This is a genomic window from Citrobacter sp. wls829, assembly GCF_005280825.1.
GTDB lineage: Bacteria > Pseudomonadota > Gammaproteobacteria > Enterobacterales > Enterobacteriaceae > Citrobacter > Citrobacter gillenii.
Window position 1 is genome coordinate 58,468 of the sequence record NZ_SZWP01000072.1, and the last position, 22,240, is coordinate 80,707.

The following is a 22,240-nucleotide window of genomic DNA, read 5'->3' on the forward strand; positions in this document are numbered from 1 at the left end:
AGATAACATTACTCTAACACTTTGATCCGCGATACATGGCCCTAAATACTCCACGCATCAAGCCATCCAAAAAAATAGCGATCAGGTCCGTCGGTGAGGCGCTACCCCGTGCGCACTACCAGCGTTGCCCCGAATGCGACATGCTATTTAGCTTGCCGAAAATGCGTTCGCACCAAAGTGCATACTGTCCCCGCTGTCAGGCAAAAATTCGTGACGGACGCGACTGGTCATTAACACGGCTGGCGGCAATGGCCTTCACCATGCTGCTGCTGATGCCTTTTGCCTGGGGAGAGCCGCTGTTACACATCTTTTTATTAGGCATTCGTATTGACGCCAATGTGGTTCAGGGGATCTGGCAAATGACCCGCCAGGGTGATCCGCTCACCGCCTCCTTCGTGCTCTTTTGCGTGATGGGCGCGCCGATAATACTTGTCTCGTCCATTGCTTATCTGTGGTTAGGCAACATTCTCGGTATGAACCTGCGCCCGGTCCTGCTGATGCTGGAAAGGCTCAAAGAGTGGGTCATGCTCGACATTTACCTGGTCGGTATCGGCGTCGCGTCGATCAAAGTGCAGGACTACGCTTTTCTGCTGCCAGGCGTGGGGCTGTATGCTTTTCTTGCGCTGGTGATCCTCAGTATTCTGACGCTGTCGCACCTCAACGTGGAACAATTGTGGGACCGTTTTTACCCGCAAAGACCCGCACGGCGCCCCGATGAACAGCTTCGCGTGTGCCTCGGCTGCCATTTTACAGGCTATCCGGACACCCGCAGTCGCTGCCCGCGTTGCCATATTCCGTTGCGCTGGCGCAGGAATCAAAGCATACAAAAGTGCTGGGCCGCGCTGCTGGCCTCGATTGTCCTGCTGCTGCCTGCTAATCTGCTGCCCATCTCGGTTATTTACGTTAACGGATCCCGGCAGGAAGACACGATCCTGTCCGGCATTATGTCGCTGGCAAGCAGCAATGTTGGTGTCGCGGCAATCGTCTTTATCGCCAGTATTTTGGTGCCTTTCACCAAAGTGATCGTGATGCTTACCCTATTGATTAGCATCCATTTTAAATGTGAACAGGGCTTACGCACGCGCATTCTGCTACTGCGCATAGTGACGTGGATTGGCCGCTGGTCAATGTTGGATCTGTTTGTTATTGCCTTAACCATGTCGCTGATTAATCGCGACCAGATACTGGCTTTTACTATGGGACCGGCTGCGTTTTATTTCGGCGCAGCGGTAATTTTGACTATTCTTGCTGTGGAATGGCTGGACAGCCGCTTACTTTGGGATGCACATGAGTCAGGAAACGCCCGCTTCGCAGACTGAAGCGCAGATTAAAACAAAACGCCGCATTTCTCCATTCTGGCTGCTACCGTTCATCGCCCTGATGATCGCCGGGTGGCTGATCTGGGGAAGCTATGAAGACCGCGGCAACACCGTTACCATCGACTTTATGTCTGCAGATGGTATTGTGCCGGGCCGGACGCCTGTTCGCTATCAGGGTGTCGAAGTTGGCACGGTGCAGGATATCAGTCTCAGCAAAAATCTGCGCAAGATTGAAGTTCGCGTCAGCATCAAGGCCAGCATGAAAGATGCCCTGCGTAAAGATACGCAGTTCTGGCTGGTGACGCCAAAAGCCTCGCTGGCAGGCGTTTCCGGCCTCGACGCACTGGTTGGCGGAAACTATATCGGAATGATGCCCGGAACCGGAGAGCCGAGAGATCATTTCGTCGCCCTGGATACGCAGCCCAAGTATCGCCTGAATAACGGCGATTTAATGTTGCATCTGCATGCACCTGACCTCGGCTCCCTGAACAGCGGCTCGCTGGTATATTTCCGCAAAATACCGGTAGGCAGGGTATATGACTACACCATTAACCCCAATAATCAGGGCGTAACCATCGATGTGCTCATTGAGCGCCGATTTACTAATCTGGTCAAAAAAGGCAGCCGTTTCTGGAACGTGTCTGGGGTCAATGCGGATATCAGCCTCAGTGGGGCGAAGGTTAAGCTGGAAAGTCTGGCCGCACTGGTGAATGGTGCCATCGCCTTTGACTCACCGGAAGATTCACAGCCCGCTGTTGCCGACGATACATTTGGTCTGTATCAAGATCTTGCCCACAGCCAGCGCGGCGTGATCGTCAAGCTGGAATTACCCAGCGGCGATGGGCTAAAAGCAGGGTCCACATCGCTGATGTACCAGGGCCTGGAGGTCGGCGAACTGACGAAACTGGAACTTATCCCAGGAGGCAAAGTCACCGGCGAAATGACGGTGGATCCGAGCGTCGTCTCGTTGCTGCGGGACAATACGCGCATTGAACTGCGCAGCCCCAAATTGTCGTTGAACGATGCAAACCTCAGTTCGCTGTTAACCGGTAAAACCTTCGAACTGGTCCCCGGCGAGGGCGAACCTCGCAGTCAGTTTGTAGTAGTTCCCGGCGAAAAATCCTTATTGCATGATCCAGGTGTGATGACGCTCACCCTGACTGCACCGGAAAGCTACGGCATTGAGGCGGGTCAACCGCTGATCCTGCATGGTGTCCAGGTTGGACAAGTGATTGAACGTACGCTGTCCAGCAAAGGCGTTTCCTTTACTGTTGCCATCGAACCCCAGCATCGCGACCTGGTACAAGGTGACAGCAAATTTGTGGTCAACAGTCGGGTTGACGTCAAAGTAGGCATTGACGGCGTGGAGTTCTTAGGAGCCAGTGCCAGCGAATGGATTAGCGGCGGTATTCGTATTTTACCCGGCACCAAAGGTGAAATGAAAACCAGCTATCCGCTTTATGCCAACCTGGAGAAAGCGATTGAAAACAGCCTGAGCGATCTGCCGACCACCACGCTCAGCCTGCGCGCCGAAACGTTGCCTGACGTTCAGGCCGGTTCAGTGGTGCTGTACCGTAAATTCGAAGTGGGTGAAGTGATTAGCGTGCGCCCTCGCGCCGATGCGTTTGATATCGACCTGCACATCAAACCGGAATACCGCAATCTGTTAACCAACAACAGCGTGTTCTGGGCAGAAGGCGGCGCAAAAGTTCAACTTAACGGTAGCGGACTGACTGTACAGGCTTCTCCGTTGTCTCGCGCGCTAAAAGGGGCAATTAGCTTCGACAACCTGAGTGGTGCCAGCGCCAGCCAACGTAAAGGTGACAAGCGGATTCTGTACGCCTCTGAAACCGCCGCACGAGCGGTAGGCGGCCAAATTACCCTGCACGCCTTTGACGCCGGTAAGCTCGCCGCGGGCATGCCAATTCGCTATCTTGGCATCGATATTGGTCAGATCCAAACCCTGGAACTCATCACCGCACGCAATGAAGTGCAGGCGAAAGCGGTACTGTACCCAGAATATGTCCAGACCTTTGCGCGCAGCGGGACTCGCTTCTCGGTAATTACCCCGCAAATCTCTGCGGCAGGTGTGGAGCACCTCGATACCATCTTGCAGCCTTATATTAACGTGGAGCCGGGTCGCGGGAATCCACGCCGTGATTTTGAGCTACAGGAAGCCACTATTACCGACTCGCGTTATCTTGATGGCCTGAGCATCGTGGTCGAAGCGCCGGAAGCCGGGTCGCTGAATATCGGCACTCCGGTTCTGTTCAGAGGTATCGAGGTGGGTACCGTCACCGGGCTGACGCTGGGTTCGCTTTCTGACCGCGTGATGATTGCCATGCGCATCAGCCAGCGCTATCAGCATCTGGTGCGTAATAACTCCGTGTTCTGGCTAGCGTCCGGCTACAACCTTGACTTCGGCCTGACCGGTGGCGTGGTGAAAACCGGGACCTTTAATCAGTTCATTCGCGGCGGTATTGCCTTCGCCACTCCACCGGGTACGCCACTGGCACCAAAAGCACAGGCTGGAAAACACTTCCTGTTGCTGGAAAGCGAACCCAAAGAGTGGCGTGAATGGGGAACAGCCCTGCCGCGTTAATGACCCTCCTGCTCCGGCGTACTCGCGCCGGAGCAAATATGCTACACTGCGCGCCTGTTTTTTTTCCGGTGGTACCAAGTGGCTTATTTTCCTGACGCCTTTCTGACTCAAATGCGGGAAGCAATGCCTTCCACGCTCTCTTTCGATGATTTTCTCGCCGCCTGCCAGCGTCCGTTACGACGCAGCATTCGTGTCAATACGCTGAAAATCTCCGTTGCCGATTTCCTCGCCTTAACGGCACCTTACGGCTGGTCGCTCACGCCGATCCCCTGGTGTGAAGAAGGGTTCTGGATCGAGCGTGACGAAGAGCAGTCAGTCCCACTGGGCAGCACCGCCGAGCATTTAAGTGGGCTGTTTTATATTCAGGAAGCCAGTTCAATGCTGCCGGTTGCCGCGCTGTTTGCCGAAGGGAATACTCCGGATCGGGTAATGGACGTAGCCGCCGCGCCGGGTTCAAAAACCACGCAAATCGCCGCAAAAATGAAGAATAAGGGCGCGATCCTGGCCAATGAGTTTTCCGCCAGTCGCGTTAAAGTGCTGCATGCCAATATCAGCCGCTGTGGGATCGCTAACGTTGCCCTCACCCACTTTGACGGACGCGTATTTGGCGCAGCGTTGCCAGAATCTTTCGATGCCATCCTATTGGACGCACCGTGCTCCGGTGAAGGCGTGGTGCGTAAAGATCCCGATGCGCTGAAAAACTGGTCCGTCGACAGTAATCTTGAGATTGCCGCCACCCAGCGCGAACTGCTCGACAGCGCGTTTCATGCTTTACGCCCTGGCGGCACGCTGGTGTATTCCACCTGTACGCTGAACCGTGATGAAAATGAACTCGTCATGCAGTGGCTACTAGAAACCTATCCGGACGCCGTGGAGTTTCTCCCATTAGGTGATTTATTCCCGGATGCTGAACGCGCGCTGACGCAAGAAGGTTTTCTGCATGTCTTCCCGCAAATTTACGACTGCGAAGGATTCTTTGTTGCCCGTTTGCGAAAAACAGCCGCTATCCCTCCTCTGCCTGCCCCTAAATATAAGGTCGGCAATTTCCCGTTCAGCCCATTGAAAGGTCGTGAAACCGCACAAATCACTGCGGCGGCAAACGCCAGCGGATTACAATGGGAAGACAATCTTCGCCTCTGGCAGCGTGATAAAGAAGTCTGGCTATTCCCTGTTGAGATTGAATCACTGATTGGTAAAGTGCGTTTTTCCCGCCTCGGGATTAAGCTGGCTGAAACCCACAATAAAGGGTACCGCTGGCAACATGAGGCCGTCATCGCTCTCGCCAACCCACATCACCGCAACGCGTTCGAACTGAACCTTGAAGAAGCAGAAGAGTGGTATCGCGGCAGAGATGTCTACCCGCAGACCGCGCCTGCCAGCGACGACGTGCTGGTCACCTTCCAGCACCAGCCGATTGGGCTGGCAAAACGGATTGGTTCACGGTTGAAGAACAGCTATCCACGCGATCTTGTCCGGGATGGCAAACTCTTTACAGGATAACGCACGTTTTTACTGGCGCTTTTGCTCACGTTGACTACGCTGAAAAATGGACGGCCTAACTGGTCGTACCACAACCAGCAAATTGACGGAGAGCACGATGATGAAAACCAGTGTGCGCATTGGCGCTTTTGAAATCGACGACGCCGAGTTACACGGCGAATCGCCGGGAGACCGAACGTTAACCATTCCGTGTAAATCCGATCCGGATTTATGTATGCAACTGGACGCCTGGGATGCCGATACCAGCGTCCCGGCTCTCCTTAATGGCGAACATTCCGTTCTATTCCGCGAGCACTACGATCGTAAGTCAGATGCCTGGATCATGCGTTTTGCCTGATTCAAAAAGAACCCGTCGCCAGACGGGTTATTTATGTCTTCATTTCCCCCACGCAGTAACCTCTTCTACACTATCGGTACGGCAGTATAATTTGGGGATGGAATGTTCACGCTGGTTCTTTTTGTTTGCTACCTGGATGGCGGTTGTGAAGACATCGTGGTCGATGTCTACAATACGGAACAGCAGTGCCTTATTTCGATGGACGATCAGCGGATTCGCAATGGCGGATGCCTGCCAGCAGATGGCTACATCGACAGCTTCTGGCGACCTGCGCAGGAATATAGCGATTTTTGATTATTGTAATTGCACCATCGTTAGCTCGCCGCCGAATACCGCACCGGTATCGATATAGTGCAGGTTATCAACGTCCAGACGATGGCGCAGCGGCGTATGACCAAACCAGAAATGGTCCGCGCCACCAATTCCGCCACTTTTGTTCATCAACCGCGAGCGATCCCACAATACCCGCTGTAAATCGACATGCTTTTGCCATTGATATTGATCATCCGGGTAATCGGCATGGGCAATAACATGCACACCATTCTGACAGCGCAGTTCCACAATCCAGGGTAATTGCTGACACGCCTCAAGCGCATGCCTCGCCGCCGGTTGCACGGCATGGGTAAACCACTCTCCCCCGTTCATTTGCCACAGCAACTGTTCTCCCGTTGTCAGCGCATCCAGCGCCATCTGCTCATGATTCCCCCTGACCGCTACCATCCAGTTTTTACGCAATAACACCAGACAGCGCAAACTGTCTGGTCCACGGTCAATCACATCACCGACTGAAACCAGCAGATCCTGCCACGGATCAAAACGGCACTGGCGCAATTTAGCCATCAACATGGAAAAACAGCCGTGGAGATCCCCCACCACCCAGACGTGGCGCCAACGCGTACCTTCTATTCTCTGGTAGACAGCATCAGGGTGTTCCATTCGACCTCCCGGATAGAGCGATCGCCCTTATAATAATTTAACAATAGCAGCAAAAAAGCCTGGACGATTGAGGGGCGGAGTATGGTATGGTTTGGGAAGAATACAGCATGCGACACGCAGTGTTTTGCCCTGGACGGCATCGTATTCGACAGATAAAAAGAGACCGAATACGATTCCTGTATTCGGTCCAGGGAAATGGCTCTTGGGAGAGAGCCGTGCGCTAAAAGTTGGCATTAATGCAGGCTAAGTTACCCTGCCATTTAAGAATAGATGACAGCGCCAGGTTTTCCAGTCCGCGACCAAAGTGGCCTGAAAAAAAGGACGATTGTCACCCGCTAGAATGCAAAAACCGCAAGTTCTGCAGCCAGAACGTTGCGGTTTTTTATTGGAAATCAGAAAGCTACATCTGACAATTAACAGAGCTTTTCTGCACGCTCAATAAACGGGACCAGGCTCATTTTGTCGCCAGGCTTTGCCGGATCGTCAATCTGGATAATGTCGATCGGTTTGGCGGTCGTTTTACCGCTTGCCACCTGCTGTCTGGCAATATCGTTCAGCGGGTATTGCACCAGCGTGCTGGGGTTGATGACATACAGCGCATTACCCGGTCGGCACGTCAGCATCACTTCTTCGCGATTAAACGCCCACTTGTCTTTGCCAACCTCAAAGCGACTGACGGTAATAACCTGCGGCGCGGCCAATGCAGCTCCTGAACTTGCCAGCAGTAACACAGAGATAATCAATTTTTTCATACGTTTTGCCAGTCCATCAGAACGGTTCCAGGGTTGCAAACAGGCTGACGATTGCCAGCACGACGGCCCCTATTCCCCATTCAATCTTAGTCATCCAAATAAAATAGAGAGTCATGCAGCGATTATCCTGCTGCATACGTGGTACGAGAACATACCGGTTCGCCAGCGCAATCGCCACCATTAGCGCGACCAGCACACATTTTAACAACAGAAGTTGCCCATAGGCTGCATGCCAGGGAAAGGATAATCCGACAATAAACAGGCCGTTGGTGATGCCCGTAAGCAAGACGCCAATTACGAAAAGATGCCCAAAGCGGGAAAAACGCATCATGGTGGCGATCGCCTGTTGTTGCCAGCGGCCTTGCGCCATTCTCATACAGTAAAGAACGGGCAGCAAGCCGCCAAACCAGGCAGCGGCGCAGACCAGATGCAGAGCGTGATTAAGCTGCTGCACCGCCCGCGTTGCGCCGTCATGCAGCGTCGCATGTCCGACACCGGCTAATAAAATACACTGCGCAATCGTCAGCATCAGCAGCAGTCGTGACATACTGCGCGGCACAATGAGGGTCACCACCAGCGTAACCAGAGCGAGGATAATTTGCCACAGCCATACGCCGCCAAACTGCGTTTGCAGGACTGCTCCCCATATATCAACGGAGAAAACATCCTGCCAGCCGGACCCCATTAATCCCCCCTGGACAGCCAGCATCAGCGTCGCGCTGATAAAGCTCCACATCGCGGCATGGCGTTGCAGGCGCATAAAACGGCGCATCATTAAACGTCGTACCGAAACAGGTGCCAACCAGGCGCCGTACAGCGCACAGCCAAATACCAGCATTAAAGAGGTGAAATGGATAAACCGCAGCGTAACCCAGGTGAATGCCAGCATCGTTTTATTTCACGCTAAAGGTATAGTGTCCTTTGGTTTTGTGACCGTCTACCGACACAACGTGCCAGTCAACCGTATATTTTCCGGCGTCCAGCGATTGTTCCACAGGAACGATCAGTTGCGTCTTATCCTGCTCATTACGCGTCGCCTTACCCGTTTTAATCGGCTGCTGCTGTGGGCCTGTCAGCGTTGCACCGCTGAATGCAGGTTCAACGCCCTCTGAAAAATTCAGGGTCAGCGCCTCAGGAGACGCGGTAATCTGCGCATTCGCTGCCGGATTTAGTTGCGTCAGGTGTGCATGTGCCAGTGCGGCAGGAGAAATCAACGTGGAGACGAGAGCGATGAGAGCAAAGCGAAGTGAGGATGCAGATGAAGCCATATCAACTATTCCTTTTTGTTATGTCTAATCTATAGAGAATAACCTTCTACAATGAACGAGTCGAGAATCATCAATTCAGGCTTGCCATTAGCGCACACTCTTAGTAACTTTTGCGCGCTACGGGATACCTATAAGGAGAAACGCATGAATCTGGCCAAACTCGAACAATCTGAAATGGATAAGGTCAATGTTGACCTGGCCGCAGCTGGTGTCGCCTTTAAAGAGCGCTATAACATGCCTGTTGTTGCCGAAGTCGTCGAACGTGAGCAACCCGCACACCTGCGAGACTGGTTTCGTGAACGGTTAATTGCGCATCGTTTAGCGTCCGTTTCCCTCTCACGTTTACCTTACGAGCCGAAAGTTAAATAAACCTTATAATACGTTACGATTCCTTACATGATGACTGCTACAGTATAAGTATATTCTTAATCTATACTTTAGAGATGATTGTAGACACTATGAAAAGGAAGTCATTATGTCACACTGGAAAATTGCCGCAGCGCAGTATGAACCGCTTCAAACCTCACTAACTGAACACGTCGCCCATCACCTGCAATTCATCAGGGCGGCGGCCAAATGCCAATGTGAATTGCTGGTTTTCCCCTCCCTTTCTCTATTAGGTTGTATGGATGAAAGCGATGAGCTGCCAGCCCCACCCGATGAATCTCTGTTACAGCCCCTCGCCCACGCCGCAGTGACGTATCGCATGACCATTATTGTGGGATTGCCGGTTGAACATAACGAACGTTTTGTGAAAGGTATGGCGCTTTTTTCGCCGTGGATGACCTCCCCCTTAATGTTCCACCAGAGCCATGGGGCTTGTATTGCCAGACAGCGAAATACCATTAGCGTTGTCGACAGCCAGCCAGAAGGCATCGATATTGATCCTGCGTTTTCACTGTTTACCACCTGCCAGTGCGTCAGCGAATCTGAACTTCTCTCATCAACCTCTCGCCTGCAACGTTTCTCGCATCAGTTCGCCATTGCGGTACTGATGGCCAATGCGCGCGGAAGCAGCGCATTATGGGATGAACGGGGCCGTTTAATTGTTCGCGCGGACAGCGGCTCACTGCTCTTAACCGGCAAGCGCACCTCTCAGGGTTGGCAAGGCGATATCATTCCATTACGCTAGGCGTTTTCGGCCAGGAGCATGGCATGCTGCGCATAATAGATACAGAAACCTGCGGTCTGCAGGGAGGCATTGTTGAGATCGCATCTGTCGATGTGGTTGATGGCAAAATTGTGAATCCGATGAGCCACCTGGTGCGACCCGACCGCCCCATCAGCCCGCAGGCAATGGCGATACATCGGATTACGGAAGCCATGGTGGCGGATAAACCGTGGATTGAAGACGTCATCCATCATTATTACGGTAGCGAGTGGTACGTCGCGCACAACGCCAGTTTCGACCGTCGCGTATTGCCGGACATGCCTGGGGAATGGATTTGCACGATGAAGCTGTCCCGCCGCCTGTGGCCGGGGATAAAATACAGCAACATGGCGCTGTATAATTCCCGCAAGCTGAGCGTACAAACCCCCGTTGGTTTGCATCAGCACCGCGCGCTATACGATTGCTACATTACCGCGGCACTGCTGATCGACATCATGAACACCTCAGGCTGGTCGGCAGAGCAAATGGTCGAGATCACCGGTCGCCCTGCGCTGTTAACCACATTTACCTTTGGTAAATACCGCGGTAAACCCGTTTCCGAGGTGGCAGAACGCGATCCGGGCTATCTGCGCTGGCTGTTTAATAACCTTGACAGTATGAGCCCGGAACTGCGGTTAACATTGAAGCACTATCTGGATAACGCCTAGACGGCCGCGTTGCCGGGCAACGTCCCCTGCGCCAGGCCAATCAAAAAGGCGAACTCAAGGGCCACACCTTCATAAGATTTAAAGCGTCCGGACTTGCCGCCGTGACCGGAGTCCATATCCGTACACAGCAACAGTAGATTGTCGTCCGTTTTCAGCTCCCTCAGTTTCGCTACCCACTTTGCCGGTTCCCAGTATTGCACCTGGGAGTCGTGAAGCCCGGTGGTGACCAGCAGATGCGGATAAGCCTGTGTGGTGACGTTATCGTATGGGCTGTAGCTTTTCATGTAAGCGTAATATTCTACATCCTGCGGGTTGCCCCACTCTTCAAATTCTCCGGTGGTGAGCGGGATCGACTCGTCCAGCATCGTTGTGACTACGTCAACAAACGGCACTTGGGCAACCACGCCGTGAAATAACTCCGGACGTTCGTTAATGGCGACCCCCATCAGCATTCCACCCGCGCTTCCTCCCATGCCGTAGCAGAGTGAAGGCGCTCCGTAGCCCAGTTTGAGCAGCGCGTCACAGACGTCGAGATAATCGTTGAAGGTATTTTTCTTCTGCAAGAATTTACCGTCTTCGTACCACTGCTGCCCCAGCTCGCCACCGCCACGGACGTGGGCAATAGCATATACAAAGCCGCGATCCAGCAGGCTCAAACGGCTGCTGCTGAAATCAGCATCCATGCTGGCGCCATACGAACCATATCCATATACCAGCAGTGGATTTTTCTCTTTTTGGAAATGCCGCTGATGATAAACCAGTGAAACCGGCACCTCTACGCCATCACGGGCGGTTACCCACACATGCTCGCTGCGGTAGTTTGTCGCATCAAAACCGGGGACATCCGTCTGTTTGAGCACCCGTCGCTCTCCGGTGTCCATATCCAGTTCAAATAGCGTGTCCGGTGTCGTCATGGATGAATAACCATAGCGCAGCCGCGACGTCTCCGGTTCGGGATTATAAGCAAGCCAGGTGACATAAGCCGGGTCGTCAAAGGCAATCCCAACCACTTCACGCGTCTTACGGTTGATCTGCCGCAGGCTGGTTAAGCCCTGCTGACGTTCTTCCACCACCAGCCAATCGGTAAACAGCGTAAACCCTTCCAGCATAACGTTTTCACGCGGCGGAATTAACGCTTCCCAGGTCTGTTCATCACGCACACGGGTACGGTACAGACCAAAGTTTTTACCCTGTCGGTTAGATCGCAGATAAAACGCGTGTTGATAGTGATCGAGGCTGTACTCATGGTCTTTACGCCGCGGTAAAAAAACCAACGGTTCAGCGTCGGCCAGCTCAGCGTCAAGCAGCAGAACCTCACTGGTGGTCGCACTGGCAATATGAATAACGACATAATGCTGCGAAGTCGTTTTGTGCAGACTGACATAAAACATATCGTCTGCCTCTTCATATACCAGCCTATCTTCGGATGACGGCGAACCGATGGTGTGTCGCCAGACCTGATACGGCAGTAACGTTGTTTCATGCTTACGCACGTAGTAGAAAGTTTGCGAGTCATTGGCCCAGACGAGTTCAGGCTCGACGTTGTCGAGGACTTCCGGATACCAGTTACCGCTTTGCAGATTGCGAAAACGCACACCATATTGCCGGCGCGAGAGATAATCCTCAGCCAGCGCCATGATGGTGTTGTCCGGGGAGATTGCCAGACCGCCCAGTGTATAAAACTCGCTGTGAGCTGCGCGCTGGTTTCCGTCCAGCAACGTATCCCAGGCATCCCACTCTTCGCTGAGCGCAGACTGACGCTGGTAAATGGCATACTCACAACCGGGCTCATAGATATGCCGGTAGCGATAACCGTTTTTCACGTAGGGAGCCGAAACATCCTGCGGGGGAATACGGTCGATAATTTCTTTCAGCACGCGATCCTGTAATGCCTGCTGTGAGGCCATAACCTGGCGACCATAAGCATTTTCTTGCTGCAGGTAATCGAGGACCTCTGGCTGCGAGCGCGTGTCATCTCGCAACCAGTAATAATTATCGACGCGGGTGTCGCCATGTTGCGTCATGGCGTGTGGAATACGAGGAGCGTTCGGTAGCATGTCATTGTTCTTTTGCTTAATCATCCTATAAGGGTGGCAAAAGTCAGCAATGATGCAAGCGAAATATGCTCCTGCGCCGTAACTATTTAGCCCGGCAATGCCTGTTTTTGTTGCTTAAGATCTTGCTCAATACCTTCTCGAACATCCTGCGGGATCTTTAACGCATCGCCCAGCGCGTTCAGATAGCTGCGCTCCATAAAGTGGTCGATATCAATCGCCGCACAGCTGAGGAAGTAGATTTCCAGCGCCTCTTCTTCGTTGCGGATCCCCTGTGCCAGACGCTGAGGATCCAGCGGTTGCTCAATGGCGCGTTCAATCAGGATACGTCCCTGGTCTTCTACTCCCGCTTCACGCAGCTGCTGATCGATGGCCGCACGCTCTTTTGCATCGATATGACCATCGCTTTTTGCCGCAAAAACCAGCGCGAGGATCAGGCGTTCAGTCCGCTCATCCACCGGCGTACTTTGCACGCCAAACTGCGGCTCATCCTGATGCGCCGTGCGGACTTTATCTTTGTATTTGTTCCATAACACGCTGCCAGCCACCGCGCCGCCACCAACGAGCAGCGCACTGGTACCGTATTTGGTCAACAATTTGCGCGAGGATTTATTGGCTACCAGTAACCCCGCCAGTCCGCCTAATGCGCCGGGAACCAGCAATTTGCTCAGTCCCTGATCGCCCGAAGAAGACGCGGAAGATCCTTTTTGCCCAAGAAGAGATTGCAGTTGATTCAGCCAGTTAGCCATTTTGCCCCTCAAATACTGACGATTAATTATCACAGCGTACCCGAGGGGATGTCAGGAAGTGTCTATTGTAGCAAAAGATGCGCAAATACCAGGTTACTGCGCCAGATACTCTGCGCTGCCCGTTTTGCAATCAACCTTCACCTGATAGCGAATATCCGCACTCTTACCGCGCACGGTAAGTGGTACCGTCCACTGCCCGTCTTTGCCGACAATGTCCTGTGGATTAACCCAGGCAACAGGATCGAGTTGTCCCAGTTTTTTCTGATCGTCAGCCCAGCGCACGATACGATTTTGCTGATAATCACGTTTCACGCTCGCAGCAATACCGTCGGCGTTCAGTCCCTCACACTTGGGAAACTGAACGGTCTTACTTTCCGTATTTGCAGCAAAGGTCGACACGCTGGCGGATAACAGCAGCAGGCTTAACAGCGTTTTTCTTTTATTCATTCTTTTCTCCTTTATCCCCTTCGTCCTTCAGGCCGCAGAAATGCAACGCGAAATCAGTTGGGTACAGCACAATGATTCAGGGAAAAGCATGGTACAAAACGCCGGGAGCGCAAGTCGGATCAGGCTGCTTGTGTGTCATCTCCGTCGGACGCCGTGTTTTCTACTGCCTGAGGCGACGGCAGTTTGCCGTTTTTCAGGATCGCACTTAGCACGTCTTTTTGCTCGGCCAGCCAAAGAGAAAGCGCTTCACGCTGTTCATCTTCCAGCGCGACCGGCGACTGCTCCAGCCAGGTGTCTAGCAGGTCTGCTGTATCCAGCATTTTGTCATACGCATCGGCTTCCTTTTTGCTGGTAAACGACATTTTTTCCTCACCTTCCCGAATGACTACGTATTTAACTTCAACCGCCATTTTGCAGCCTCTTAAATTACCTGTAATTATGTACAGTATATTCTTTTTCAGCCGCAAAATCAACCTGGTAATAAAGACAGACGCAAACGTTTTCGTATATACTGCGCCCAGATAAAACAGGGGATTAATTTATGACGTTATTAGGCACAGCGCTGCGTCCGGCAGCAACGCGAGTGATGTTATTAGGTTCAGGGGAACTGGGTAAAGAAGTGGCGATTGAATGCCAACGCCTGGGTGTAGAAGTCATCGCCGTGGATCGTTACCCCGACGCGCCAGCGATGCACGTAGCCCACCGTGCGTACGTGATTAATATGCTGGATGGCGAGGCATTGCGCGAGGTTGTCGAGCGCGAAAAACCCCATTATATCGTGCCAGAAATTGAAGCTATTGCGACGGATATGCTGGTAAAACTGGAACAGGAAGGTATGAACGTCGTGCCTTGCGCGCGCGCCACACAGTTGACCATGAACCGTGAAGGCATTCGTCGTCTGGCTGCTGAAGAGCTGTTATTACCCACATCCTCTTTCCGCTTCGCCGATAGCGAAGCCCGCTTTCGAGATGCGGTGGCTGAAATCGGCTTTCCATGTATCGTGAAACCGGTAATGAGTTCTTCCGGCAAAGGTCAGAGCTTTATTCGCTCCGCTGAGCAGCTTACCGAAGCCTGGGAATATGCCCAGCAGGGCGGCCGAGCTGGTGCGGGACGTGTAATCGTGGAAGGGGTAGTGAATTTTGATTTTGAAATCACCCTACTCACCGTCAGCGCCGTTGACGGTGTGCACTTCTGCGCGCCGGTAGGCCATCGCCAGGAAGATGGCGATTACCGCGAATCCTGGCAGCCGCAGCAGATGAGTGAACTGGCGCTGAAACGCGCACAGGAAATTGCCCGCAAGGTCGTGCTGGCGTTGGGCGGTCACGGATTGTTTGGCGTAGAGCTATTTGTTTGCGGTGATGAGGTAATTTTCAGCGAAGTCTCCCCTCGCCCACACGACACCGGCATGGTGACGTTAATTTCGCAGGATCTGTCCGAGTTTGCGCTGCACGTCCGCGCGTTCCTCGGATTACCCATCGGCGCAATCCGCCAATATGGTCCGTCCGCATCAGCCGTTATCCTGCCACAACTCACCAGTCAGAATGTGACGTTTAATCACGTAGAAAGTGCCGTTGGCGCAGGTTTGCAGCTTCGTCTGTTCGGTAAGCCGGAAATTGATGGCTCACGTCGCTTAGGCGTTGTGCTGGCAACAGCTGAATGCGTTGGCGAGGCGGTTGAACGGGCGAAGAATGCTGCCGCACAGGTGAACGTCGCAGGATAAAATATCGGGCCTTCTGGCCCGTTTTAAGGTATTCCGTCGGACCGAAAAGCGTAGTGGACTGCACCCCAAGATTGGTTATCTAACTGAATAAGGTGCAGTTTTTTTTGACTAAATCACAATATTCTCTGGAAACGAAACTGACGTTAGTTGACCGTATTCTCTCCAAAAAGGATCGGACCCTTCGCACAGCAAAACGTTTTGGATAAACAATTTTCGATATGTGAATCCGACGCCTGGCTTGCTATCCCGACTAAAATGACTGTACTGCGCTAAAAGCAAAAAGCCCGCTTAGTTTCCTAAGCAGGCTTCTTAAATATGGCTCCTCTGACTGGATGCGTTTTTGCACATACCTTATTGAATTAAAATAAATTAAATCTTAAAAATTGAAATGAGGCCCTTAATAAGGCCCCAAATGTTGTTGCTGTTTTTAAATGTGATATCTCTCACATTATAGATTGCTGTTCTGACCGCAGGTAAATATGACAATCAGCTTTGTGCTACAAGCAAACTTCCATAGAGAGGCTCCTGGCATTTTCGGACTACTGCCGGTTTTGACGGAAGTATTCTTCACATGTTATTAAGCTGGCACTCGTTAACAGACACCCTGGGCCTACCCGGTTCGTCCGTACCTTCTGGATCAACAAGAAGAATACCAGCAAAGCTATGCTAAATAGCTTATATGACAGAAAACACGTTTTTGGTTCCAAATGAAGATAAATATTGCCCTGAACATTTTCCATAGCAGATAAGCAAGTTTTTCAGCACCCAAAAGATAAGCCAAAAGCACCGATAGAAGAAAGAAAATATCTAAACCCGCATAAGAGAAGAATTGAAAATAAGTTATTATGCCTTGCCACCTATCGTTACTTCCAGCTTGTGGCGACATTATATATGCAGATAATAAATGTTTTAGTTACGCGCATTCACAATCTAAATAATTGACCACATAGCGAGCAATGCTAACATAACCCCTTAACATTGTGAGGGATCTACATGCCCGATTTCAGATTATTGATGGTATGGGATGCTGCAAGAGAGCTTAGCCCGGAAGATTTCCAATACATACTGAGGCCAGAAGTAGCTTTTGAAAGAGCAAGAATTTACTACGATCTTGATTCTGACAACTACTCTCACTTTAGCCTCCAACAAATGCCAAAGCGGAAGAGCGGATTTATCACCCCCTTTTCAACTAAGTATGATCGTAAACGTAATGGTATGTATGACGGTGCTTATGATCATACACAGCATAATATCGATATTGGCTGGTTCATCGGAATAGATGAATCTGAGCAATGGGATTACTTTAAGCATCCCTTCTATTTTGATGAGAAAGGTGATCTTATCTATGATTGCTTTATGGTGCATTGGCATGAATGGTTTGAAATGGAAGTTAGGGATGCTTACCGAAAGTGCTTAGATGACCATCAAGGAAGGAAGCCCGCACCAACACAAAAGATTCATTATTCAGATGCACCTATTCAACACGCTCAGGCCGCAAAAACTATTAACAGTAAAGCCGCAGGACGTTTATTAGCTGCTGGCGGCGTTTATAACGGTAATATTGAAGGATTCAGGAAAACAGCAGAACAATTAAGCGGTGATGCTGTTCAAGGCTATGACCAAGTATTAAATGAAAAAACAGCAGGTACAGCGATAGCAGCAGCTTCTATCCTCTTGGCTAAACGACCTAATTCAGATGCATATGCCGAAATTAATAGCTATTTAGGTAGGTTAAGAGGTGAATCAAAAATAGTTAACGGAATTACGATAAAAGAAATTAATTATATCAAAAGAAATCCGGCAGATGCGGCAATACTGAGAAAAGAATTTGATAGCGCTGTTAGGAAAAATTTTCTAAAAGATATAGCTGGCGCACCAGAAGCAGCAAACACATTCAATCCTTCACAGTTATTGAGAATGAGTAATGGTAAGTCTCCAGACGGTTGGGATGTTCATCACAAGTTACCTTTAGATGATGGTGGTACTAATGCTCTTGATAATCTAGTATTAATAGAAAAAGAGCCATATCATAAGGTATTCACTAACATGCAAAGAGTAGCAACTAAAGGTATGTTACCTGGTGAAAGCAAGATTACACCGTGGGCTATTCCATCTGGATCAATTTATCCACTTAAATAAATAGGATTGCATAAAAATGAACATTTACAACATGCTGGATAATTTAAAAGATGAAATGGTTAAATGGGAATACCCCATTCAAGACCCTATCAAAAATTCATTTATTGAAAGTATAACAAAACGGAATTCAAAAACTGACATATCACCTATATTAGAAGATTTAGCTAACGAGCTTTGTATATTATTTGTTAACCAACCCGAGTATGTATCACTACTAGAGACAATGGATGGTTTCGAATATGACGGCCTAACTCTGTATAGCTTATCTGTACCTGAACCGATAATTAAAAACTTGTTTGTAGTGAATGAATTTTATAGAAATAATGATGATTATATAGACCCAGACTTAGCGAAGCGTTTAGTCATTGGTGAAAATAGCATTTCTTTGTTCACTTATGACACCAAAAATAATTTATTTGAAATTAGAGATAACGTAGGTACAGAAAATGTATTTGGATCATTTTCCAACTTTACAGATTTTTTAACAGAAATATTAGATACAGTAGCTTAAATTACGGAGGGGTTAGAATGCCCCTTCTACTTGTTAATTTTGTAGCTAAGGAGTCATTTTGTTAATCATTAAAAATGAACTAGATGAGTTCGGTACGTTAGCAGATCAATTCATCATAAACAGCGACCATGAGTCGTTAGCAGCACTCGGTGAGAGGTTTACTAAACACGATTTCGAATTTCCACATCCACTATACGAAGCACATTATTTATATTGTTTAGGTATACGGTACTTCATGTACCAGAGTTTTGAGCCGTTGGGTTTGATCAGCAGGTACAGTCCGGCACTGTCGCCGAGTTTGAAGGGTTTGTCTGTGGGTCTGAACTTGCGGATAGCGGTATCAGTGAGTGCCATAGCGGGGGGCTCCATTCGTTAAACGAACTGTGAGGCCCCGGATTAAGCCCCCAAAAACTACAGATGTGAAAAAACCCGGCAATCCTTACCAGGACAGCCGGGGCAATCTAACTGTTTGTTTTTATAACGCATTAAGACTCACTGATACGTCTTAATACTAAAATTTGGCTCCTCTGACTGGACTCGAACCAGTGACATACGGATTAACAGTCCGCCGTTCTACCGACTGAACTACAGAGGAATCGGTGTGGAGGCTTATCTTAGCGGCGAAAAATTTTTTGTCAAACCCCATTTCCTTCAATGCGTATCAATTGGTGCTTCTCTCGACAGTTTGTTGCATTTACAGACATTTTATATGGAAAAAACTTTGCAGCTTTTTTGATTCTCCCTCATCATTTGAAATGAGGTTTCAACTTTCTTCATTAAGGTCCACTTTGAACGTCTCCGCTGCCTTACGCCAGGTCGTTTCCCGCACGCCCTGGTACGCCAAACGCAAGAGTTATAAAGTTCTATTCTGGCGCGAAATCACCCCGCTTGCCGTACCTATTTTTCTGGAAAATACCTGCGTGCTCTTAATGGGGGTACTGAGTACCTTCCTGGTAAGCTGGCTGGGCAAAGAAGCGATGGCAGGCGTCGGCCTCGCCGACAGTTTCAATATGGTCATCATGGCATTTTTTGCCGCCATCGATCTTGGCACCACGGTTGTCGTGGCCTTTAGTCTGGGAAAACGCGATCGTCGTCGAGCCCGAGCCGCAGCCAGACAGTCGCTGGTGATCATGACAATTTTTGCCGTCGTGCTGGCCGCGATCATTCATTACTTTGGGGAACAGATCATTAATGTCGTTGCCGGAGAAGCGACACCTGAGGTTAAAGCGCTGGCGCTAACGTATCTTGAACTGACGGTGCTCAGTTATCCTGCGGCAGCCATTGCGTTGATCGGCAGTGGGGCGCTACGCGGTGCTGGAAACACCAAAATACCGCTGCTGATTAACGGCGGTATGAACATACTGAACATCATCATCAGTAGTATCCTGATCTACGGTATTTTTTCCTGGCAAGGGCTGGGGTTTGCAGGCGCTGGGCTGGGGTTGACGATTTCTCGTTACATCGGTGCTGTCGCCATTATCTGGGTATTGATGATTGGTTTTAACCCAGCGCTGCGGATTCCCCTGAAGAGCTATTTTAAGCCGTTGAATTTTGCCATTATCTGGGAGGTGATGGGGATCGGTATTCCTGCGAGTATCGAATCAGTACTGTTTAACGGCGGTAAGCTGCTCACTCAGATGTTTGTCTCAGGGATGGGAACCAGCGTCATTGCCGGTAACTTTATCGCCTTCTCTATCGCAGCACTGATTAACCTGCCCGGCAATGCTCTGGGTTCTGCCTCCACCATTATTACCGGGCGGCGTCTGGGAAATGGACAGATTGGCCAGGCTGAGATTCAGTTGCGGCATGTATTCTGGCTATCCACAATTGGTTTAACCGCCATAGCCTGGTTATCAGCTCCCTTTGCCGGATTAATGGCCTCGTTCTATACCCGCGATCAGGATGTAAAAGAGGTCATAGTTGTTCTGATTTGGCTCAACGCGGCATTTATGCCGATATGGGCGGCATCATGGGTTCTTCCTTCCGGGTTTAAGGGGGCACGCGATGTCCGTTTTGCAATGTGGGTTTCCATGCTGGGCATGTGGGGCTGCCGCGTGGTGGCAGGTTATACCCTCGGGATCGTCTTAGATTGGGGTGTCGTCGGGGTTTGGATGGGGATTTTCTTCGACTGGGCAGTGCGTGCTGCGCTGTTTTACTGGCGCATGATCACCGGGCGATGGTTATGGAAGTATCCGCGTCCGGAACGGGAAAAGTCTATAAAACAACCCGTTGCGTCTGAATAAGCAACGAAATGAAGAAATATTCGGCAAACGATCGCATTTCTCCATTCAGGCTTTGACAATGCTAACTGGCATCGCTAATATTCGCCCCGTTCACACGATTCCTCTGTAGTTCAGTCGGTAGAACGGCGGACTGTTAATCCGTATGTCACTGGTTCGAGTCCAGTCAGAGGAGCCAAATTTAAGAAGCCTGCTTAGGATACTAAGCGGGCTTTTGCTTTTATACTCCCGCATTTTCACGCGCTATCTGCAGAAAAGCCTGTACAGCCCCCTTATTCTCTTGTTGCCTGCTGATGAGCATCAGATTCGCCGACAGTTCCGGCGCATCCAGTGGGCGGTATACCAATCCAGGAATATTCACATGCTGCAGAGGATCGGGCACCAGCGCCAGCCCCTGACCGGCGGCGGCGAGTGCAAGCACGCTTAGGGTACTTGCGGTGCAATGGGCGATATGCGGAGCATGGCCCATAATTTCGGTAAGTGCGGTGTAAAGCGACTCATCAGCCCCATGCGCGTCATAAAAAATGAGTGGCTGCTCGGCGAGCATATCGATTGTCAGCGACGCCCGTGTGGCCAACGGATGGTCGTCAGCCATCGCCACTTGCCGGTGCCAGACACCGATCTGTTCAGCCATTAGCGCGGCATCATGGATTTTGTGGTGATCGGGGGTATAACCCACATCGAGCTGTCCCGTCAGGATAGCCTCGGCTTGCAGCAACGGTGCGACTTCATTCACAACCAGTTCGGCATCAGGGTAGGTTCGGCGAAAAGCACGTAGATCGTTGGTGAGCTTGCCGCTAAAGACGGCATTACCGGCAAACCCCACGCGTACATGGCCCGTTTCACCGCGTATTGAGCGCTGAACGGTCAGTCGGGCGTGATCCGCTTGCTCCAGCGTGCGCTGCGCCTCGACCTGTAGTAGCCGCCCGGCGTCCGTTAACTCCACTTTGCGGCTGGTGCGTACAAACAGCGGACCACCGAGTTCCTCTTCCAGGGCCTTGATTTGCATACTCAGCGCAGGTTGGACGATATGCAGACGTTGAGCCGCGCGACCAAAATGGCCTTCTTCGGCAACAGCCAGAAAATAGCGTAGATGGCGCAGATCCATATTGTCACTCCATCATCAAATAAAATGATTAATCAGTCATATCTATCTATTTGAGTTTATCTCCATTGGGGATGAAACTGAAATCCAATCCCGTACCGGAGTACATGTTATGCAAAATTATTTGGACGACCGTCTGCAAATTACCGATCTTCTCACGGGCTGGATGCACCGCGATCTGGGGGAATGGGAGCAGCTGCGCAACCTTTTTCACCCGGACGGCACCATTGAAATCACGTGGTTTGAGGGCCTCGCCAGCGATTTCGTTGAGGGCTCAATACGGATGGGAGCGTCAGATGTGCGCACCAAGCATCTGATTGGCACGCCGGTAGTGACCTTCAATGCCAACGCGACGAGAGCTATTGTCGAAACCAACGCCATGATTATCGCTGAACACGTTAAGCTGAATCTGGGCTGCATTGGTCATAACCGTTTCTATGACATGGCAGAAAAACGCGACAGCGTCTGGAAACTGTTCCATCGCCAGAGTATTTACGATATGGCCAGCTTTACCTTTCCGCTCGGCATGGTCGCGATTGACCAAAGTGCGGCAGAGAAATATCCACGTGAATACGCCGCGCTGGCTTATCTGCTGGAAAAAAGTGGTTTTCCGGTTCAGCGCGTCTTTGCCACCCGTGGCAGCGATCTGGAACAACAAATGAAAGCAAGTGGTACGCGCTGGTTAGCCGGGCAGACGGCCTGACAATTTCATCCGCCCTTGACCCTTTTTCATCTCAGCAACG

General features: G+C 50.8%; 23 protein-coding genes, 2 tRNA genes and 1 pseudogene. 15 read left to right on the forward strand and 11 right to left on the reverse strand.

What is annotated here, in order from left to right; genetic code table 11:
• The first annotated feature begins 35 nt into the window (after positions 1-35).
• The 5 genes from yebS to FDW88_RS16050 all read left to right on the forward strand — a co-directional run bounded on the left by yebS (position 36) and on the right by FDW88_RS16050 (position 6,052).
• On the forward strand, positions 36-1,319 hold the full coding sequence (gene yebS, locus FDW88_RS16030; protein ID WP_096756695.1) for a membrane integrity lipid transport subunit YebS: 1,284 nt from the start codon (positions 36-38) through the stop codon (positions 1,317-1,319).
• Positions 1,288-3,921: a PqiB family protein gene (locus FDW88_RS16035; RefSeq protein ID WP_137362930.1), complete on the forward strand. Its 2,634-nt coding sequence runs from the start codon at positions 1,288-1,290 to the stop codon at positions 3,919-3,921. The genes yebS and FDW88_RS16035 overlap by 32 nt, the downstream gene beginning before the upstream one ends.
• Positions 3,922-3,999: 78 nt before the next feature.
• Positions 4,000-5,421 (forward strand): 16S rRNA (cytosine(1407)-C(5))-methyltransferase RsmF, encoded by a 1,422-nt coding sequence (gene rsmF, locus FDW88_RS16040; RefSeq protein ID WP_137362931.1) that lies wholly within the window; start codon positions 4,000-4,002, stop codon positions 5,419-5,421.
• A gap of 100 nt (positions 5,422-5,521) precedes the next feature.
• Entirely contained in the window at positions 5,522-5,758 is a 237-nt protein-coding gene (locus FDW88_RS16045; protein ID WP_161959030.1) for a YebV family protein, read from the forward strand.
• Positions 5,759-5,860: 102 nt separating this feature from the next.
• Positions 5,861-6,052 carry a YebW family protein gene (locus FDW88_RS16050; RefSeq protein WP_045444034.1) on the forward strand — a complete coding sequence of 64 codons (192 nt, stop codon included), beginning with the start codon at positions 5,861-5,863 and terminating at the stop codon, positions 6,050-6,052.
• Here FDW88_RS16050 and pphA read toward each other — a convergent pair whose 3' ends face one another.
• The 4 genes from pphA to yobA all read right to left on the reverse strand — a co-directional run bounded on the left by pphA (position 6,053) and on the right by yobA (position 8,714).
• On the reverse strand, positions 6,053-6,694 hold the full coding sequence (pphA, locus tag FDW88_RS16055; protein WP_137362932.1) for a protein-serine/threonine phosphatase: 642 nt from the start codon (positions 6,692-6,694) through the stop codon (positions 6,053-6,055).
• Between the two features lie 413 nt (positions 6,695-7,107).
• Positions 7,108-7,446, reverse strand: a complete 339-nt coding sequence (locus FDW88_RS16060; protein WP_137362933.1) for a YebY family protein — start codon at positions 7,444-7,446, stop codon at positions 7,108-7,110.
• 16 nt (positions 7,447-7,462) lie between these two features.
• Positions 7,463-8,335, reverse strand: coding sequence for a copper homeostasis membrane protein CopD (copD, locus tag FDW88_RS16065; protein WP_115258190.1), 873 nt, complete (start codon positions 8,333-8,335; stop codon positions 7,463-7,465).
• Positions 8,336-8,339: 4 nt separating this feature from the next.
• On the reverse strand, positions 8,340-8,714 hold the full coding sequence (gene yobA, locus FDW88_RS16070) for a CopC domain-containing protein YobA (RefSeq protein WP_115258189.1): 375 nt from the start codon (positions 8,712-8,714) through the stop codon (positions 8,340-8,342).
• 144 nt (positions 8,715-8,858) lie between these two features.
• Here yobA and FDW88_RS16075 point away from each other — a divergent pair, with 144 nt between their 5' ends.
• From FDW88_RS16075 to exoX, 3 genes are all read left to right on the forward strand, one after another.
• Entirely contained in the window at positions 8,859-9,083 is a 225-nt protein-coding gene (locus FDW88_RS16075) for a DNA polymerase III subunit theta (protein WP_096756688.1), read from the forward strand.
• Between the two features lie 106 nt (positions 9,084-9,189).
• On the forward strand, positions 9,190-9,846 hold the full coding sequence (locus tag FDW88_RS16080) for a carbon-nitrogen hydrolase family protein (protein WP_137362934.1): 657 nt from the start codon (positions 9,190-9,192) through the stop codon (positions 9,844-9,846).
• Between the two features lie 23 nt (positions 9,847-9,869).
• Complete coding sequence (gene exoX / locus FDW88_RS16085) at positions 9,870-10,532, forward strand: exodeoxyribonuclease X (protein ID WP_096756686.1); 663 nt, start codon at positions 9,870-9,872, stop codon at positions 10,530-10,532.
• Here the strand turns inward: exoX and ptrB are convergent.
• From ptrB to yebG, 4 genes are all read right to left on the reverse strand, one after another.
• On the reverse strand, positions 10,529-12,589 hold the full coding sequence (gene ptrB / locus FDW88_RS16090; RefSeq protein WP_137362935.1) for an oligopeptidase B: 2,061 nt from the start codon (positions 12,587-12,589) through the stop codon (positions 10,529-10,531). The two genes, exoX and ptrB, sit on opposite strands and share 4 nt — an antisense overlap.
• A gap of 86 nt (positions 12,590-12,675) precedes the next feature.
• Positions 12,676-13,335, reverse strand: coding sequence for a tellurite resistance TerB family protein (locus tag FDW88_RS16095; RefSeq protein WP_096756684.1), 660 nt, complete (start codon positions 13,333-13,335; stop codon positions 12,676-12,678).
• Between the two features lie 93 nt (positions 13,336-13,428).
• Positions 13,429-13,782 (reverse strand): protein YebF, encoded by a 354-nt coding sequence (yebF, locus tag FDW88_RS16100; RefSeq protein WP_096756683.1) that lies wholly within the window; start codon positions 13,780-13,782, stop codon positions 13,429-13,431.
• A 119-nt stretch (positions 13,783-13,901) separates the two neighbouring features.
• Entirely contained in the window at positions 13,902-14,192 is a 291-nt protein-coding gene (gene yebG, locus FDW88_RS16105) for a DNA damage-inducible protein YebG (protein WP_115258185.1), read from the reverse strand.
• A 131-nt stretch (positions 14,193-14,323) separates the two neighbouring features.
• On the opposite strand from yebG, the gene purT reads away from it, so the two are divergent.
• The 3 genes from purT (at position 14,324) to FDW88_RS16120 (ending at position 18,152) form a co-directional block, all read left to right on the forward strand.
• Entirely contained in the window at positions 14,324-15,502 is a 1,179-nt protein-coding gene (gene purT / locus FDW88_RS16110) for a formate-dependent phosphoribosylglycinamide formyltransferase (RefSeq protein ID WP_137362936.1), read from the forward strand.
• A gap of 993 nt (positions 15,503-16,495) precedes the next feature.
• Positions 16,496-17,641: an HNH endonuclease signature motif containing protein gene (locus FDW88_RS22845; protein ID WP_342593411.1), complete on the forward strand. Its 1,146-nt coding sequence runs from the start codon at positions 16,496-16,498 to the stop codon at positions 17,639-17,641.
• A gap of 16 nt (positions 17,642-17,657) precedes the next feature.
• On the forward strand, positions 17,658-18,152 hold the full coding sequence (locus tag FDW88_RS16120; RefSeq protein WP_137362937.1) for a YrhA family protein: 495 nt from the start codon (positions 17,658-17,660) through the stop codon (positions 18,150-18,152).
• A gap of 207 nt (positions 18,153-18,359) precedes the next feature.
• On the opposite strand, the pseudogene FDW88_RS16125 reads toward FDW88_RS16120, so the two are convergent.
• Together FDW88_RS16125 and FDW88_RS16130 are read right to left on the reverse strand one after the other, a co-directional pair.
• A pseudogene (locus FDW88_RS16125) lies at positions 18,360-18,506 on the reverse strand (Arm DNA-binding domain-containing protein); the annotation flags it as partial.
• Between the two features lie 165 nt (positions 18,507-18,671).
• Positions 18,672-18,747, reverse strand: a tRNA-Asn gene (locus FDW88_RS16130).
• 6 nt (positions 18,748-18,753) lie between these two features.
• Here FDW88_RS16130 and FDW88_RS22850 point away from each other — a divergent pair.
• From FDW88_RS22850 to FDW88_RS16140, 3 genes are all read left to right on the forward strand, one after another.
• Positions 18,754-18,888, forward strand: coding sequence for a DUF5951 family protein (locus FDW88_RS22850; RefSeq protein WP_226794618.1), 135 nt, complete (start codon positions 18,754-18,756; stop codon positions 18,886-18,888).
• Between the two features lie 19 nt (positions 18,889-18,907).
• On the forward strand, positions 18,908-20,395 hold the full coding sequence (locus tag FDW88_RS16135; RefSeq protein ID WP_305764104.1) for an EmmdR/YeeO family multidrug/toxin efflux MATE transporter: 1,488 nt from the start codon (positions 18,908-18,910) through the stop codon (positions 20,393-20,395).
• A 99-nt stretch (positions 20,396-20,494) separates the two neighbouring features.
• Positions 20,495-20,570: transfer RNA gene (locus FDW88_RS16140), tRNA-Asn, on the forward strand.
• A 42-nt stretch (positions 20,571-20,612) separates the two neighbouring features.
• Here the strand turns inward: FDW88_RS16140 and FDW88_RS16145 are convergent.
• Complete coding sequence (locus tag FDW88_RS16145) at positions 20,613-21,500, reverse strand: LysR substrate-binding domain-containing protein (RefSeq protein ID WP_137362939.1); 888 nt, start codon at positions 21,498-21,500, stop codon at positions 20,613-20,615.
• A 109-nt stretch (positions 21,501-21,609) separates the two neighbouring features.
• On the opposite strand from FDW88_RS16145, the gene FDW88_RS16150 reads away from it, so the two are divergent.
• Positions 21,610-22,200, forward strand: a complete 591-nt coding sequence (locus tag FDW88_RS16150) for a nuclear transport factor 2 family protein (protein WP_106671841.1) — start codon at positions 21,610-21,612, stop codon at positions 22,198-22,200.
• The last annotated feature ends 40 nt before the right edge of the window (positions 22,201-22,240 follow it).

Coding starts and splice junctions, on each gene's coding strand:
- FDW88_RS22845 (WP_342593411.1), top strand. CDS start 16,496: ATGCCCGATTTCAGATTATTGATGGTATGGGATGCTGCAAGAGAGCTT.
- FDW88_RS16145 (WP_137362939.1), bottom strand. CDS start 21,500: ATGGATCTGCGCCATCTACGCTATTTTCTGGCTGTTGCCGAAGAAGGC.
- FDW88_RS16045 (WP_161959030.1), top strand. CDS start 5,522: ATGAAAACCAGTGTGCGCATTGGCGCTTTTGAAATCGACGACGCCGAG.
- ptrB (WP_137362935.1), bottom strand. CDS start 12,589: ATGCTACCGAACGCTCCTCGTATTCCACACGCCATGACGCAACATGGC.
- FDW88_RS16150 (WP_106671841.1), top strand. CDS start 21,610: ATGCAAAATTATTTGGACGACCGTCTGCAAATTACCGATCTTCTCACG.
- yebS (WP_096756695.1), top strand. CDS start 36: ATGGCCCTAAATACTCCACGCATCAAGCCATCCAAAAAAATAGCGATC.
- FDW88_RS16095 (WP_096756684.1), bottom strand. CDS start 13,335: ATGGCTAACTGGCTGAATCAACTGCAATCTCTTCTTGGGCAAAAAGGA.
- exoX (WP_096756686.1), top strand. CDS start 9,870: ATGCTGCGCATAATAGATACAGAAACCTGCGGTCTGCAGGGAGGCATT.
- pphA (WP_137362932.1), bottom strand. CDS start 6,694: ATGGAACACCCTGATGCTGTCTACCAGAGAATAGAAGGTACGCGTTGG.
- FDW88_RS16035 (WP_137362930.1), top strand. CDS start 1,288: ATGAGTCAGGAAACGCCCGCTTCGCAGACTGAAGCGCAGATTAAAACA.
- FDW88_RS16080 (WP_137362934.1), top strand. CDS start 9,190: ATGTCACACTGGAAAATTGCCGCAGCGCAGTATGAACCGCTTCAAACC.
- yebF (WP_096756683.1), bottom strand. CDS start 13,782: ATGAATAAAAGAAAAACGCTGTTAAGCCTGCTGCTGTTATCCGCCAGC.
- FDW88_RS16050 (WP_045444034.1), top strand. CDS start 5,861: ATGTTCACGCTGGTTCTTTTTGTTTGCTACCTGGATGGCGGTTGTGAA.
- FDW88_RS16135 (WP_305764104.1), top strand. CDS start 18,908: ATGAGGTTTCAACTTTCTTCATTAAGGTCCACTTTGAACGTCTCCGCT.
- yebG (WP_115258185.1), bottom strand. CDS start 14,192: ATGGCGGTTGAAGTTAAATACGTAGTCATTCGGGAAGGTGAGGAAAAA.
- copD (WP_115258190.1), bottom strand. CDS start 8,335: ATGCTGGCATTCACCTGGGTTACGCTGCGGTTTATCCATTTCACCTCT.
- FDW88_RS16075 (WP_096756688.1), top strand. CDS start 8,859: ATGAATCTGGCCAAACTCGAACAATCTGAAATGGATAAGGTCAATGTT.
- FDW88_RS16060 (WP_137362933.1), bottom strand. CDS start 7,446: ATGAAAAAATTGATTATCTCTGTGTTACTGCTGGCAAGTTCAGGAGCT.
- FDW88_RS16120 (WP_137362937.1), top strand. CDS start 17,658: ATGAACATTTACAACATGCTGGATAATTTAAAAGATGAAATGGTTAAA.
- yobA (WP_115258189.1), bottom strand. CDS start 8,714: ATGGCTTCATCTGCATCCTCACTTCGCTTTGCTCTCATCGCTCTCGTC.
- purT (WP_137362936.1), top strand. CDS start 14,324: ATGACGTTATTAGGCACAGCGCTGCGTCCGGCAGCAACGCGAGTGATG.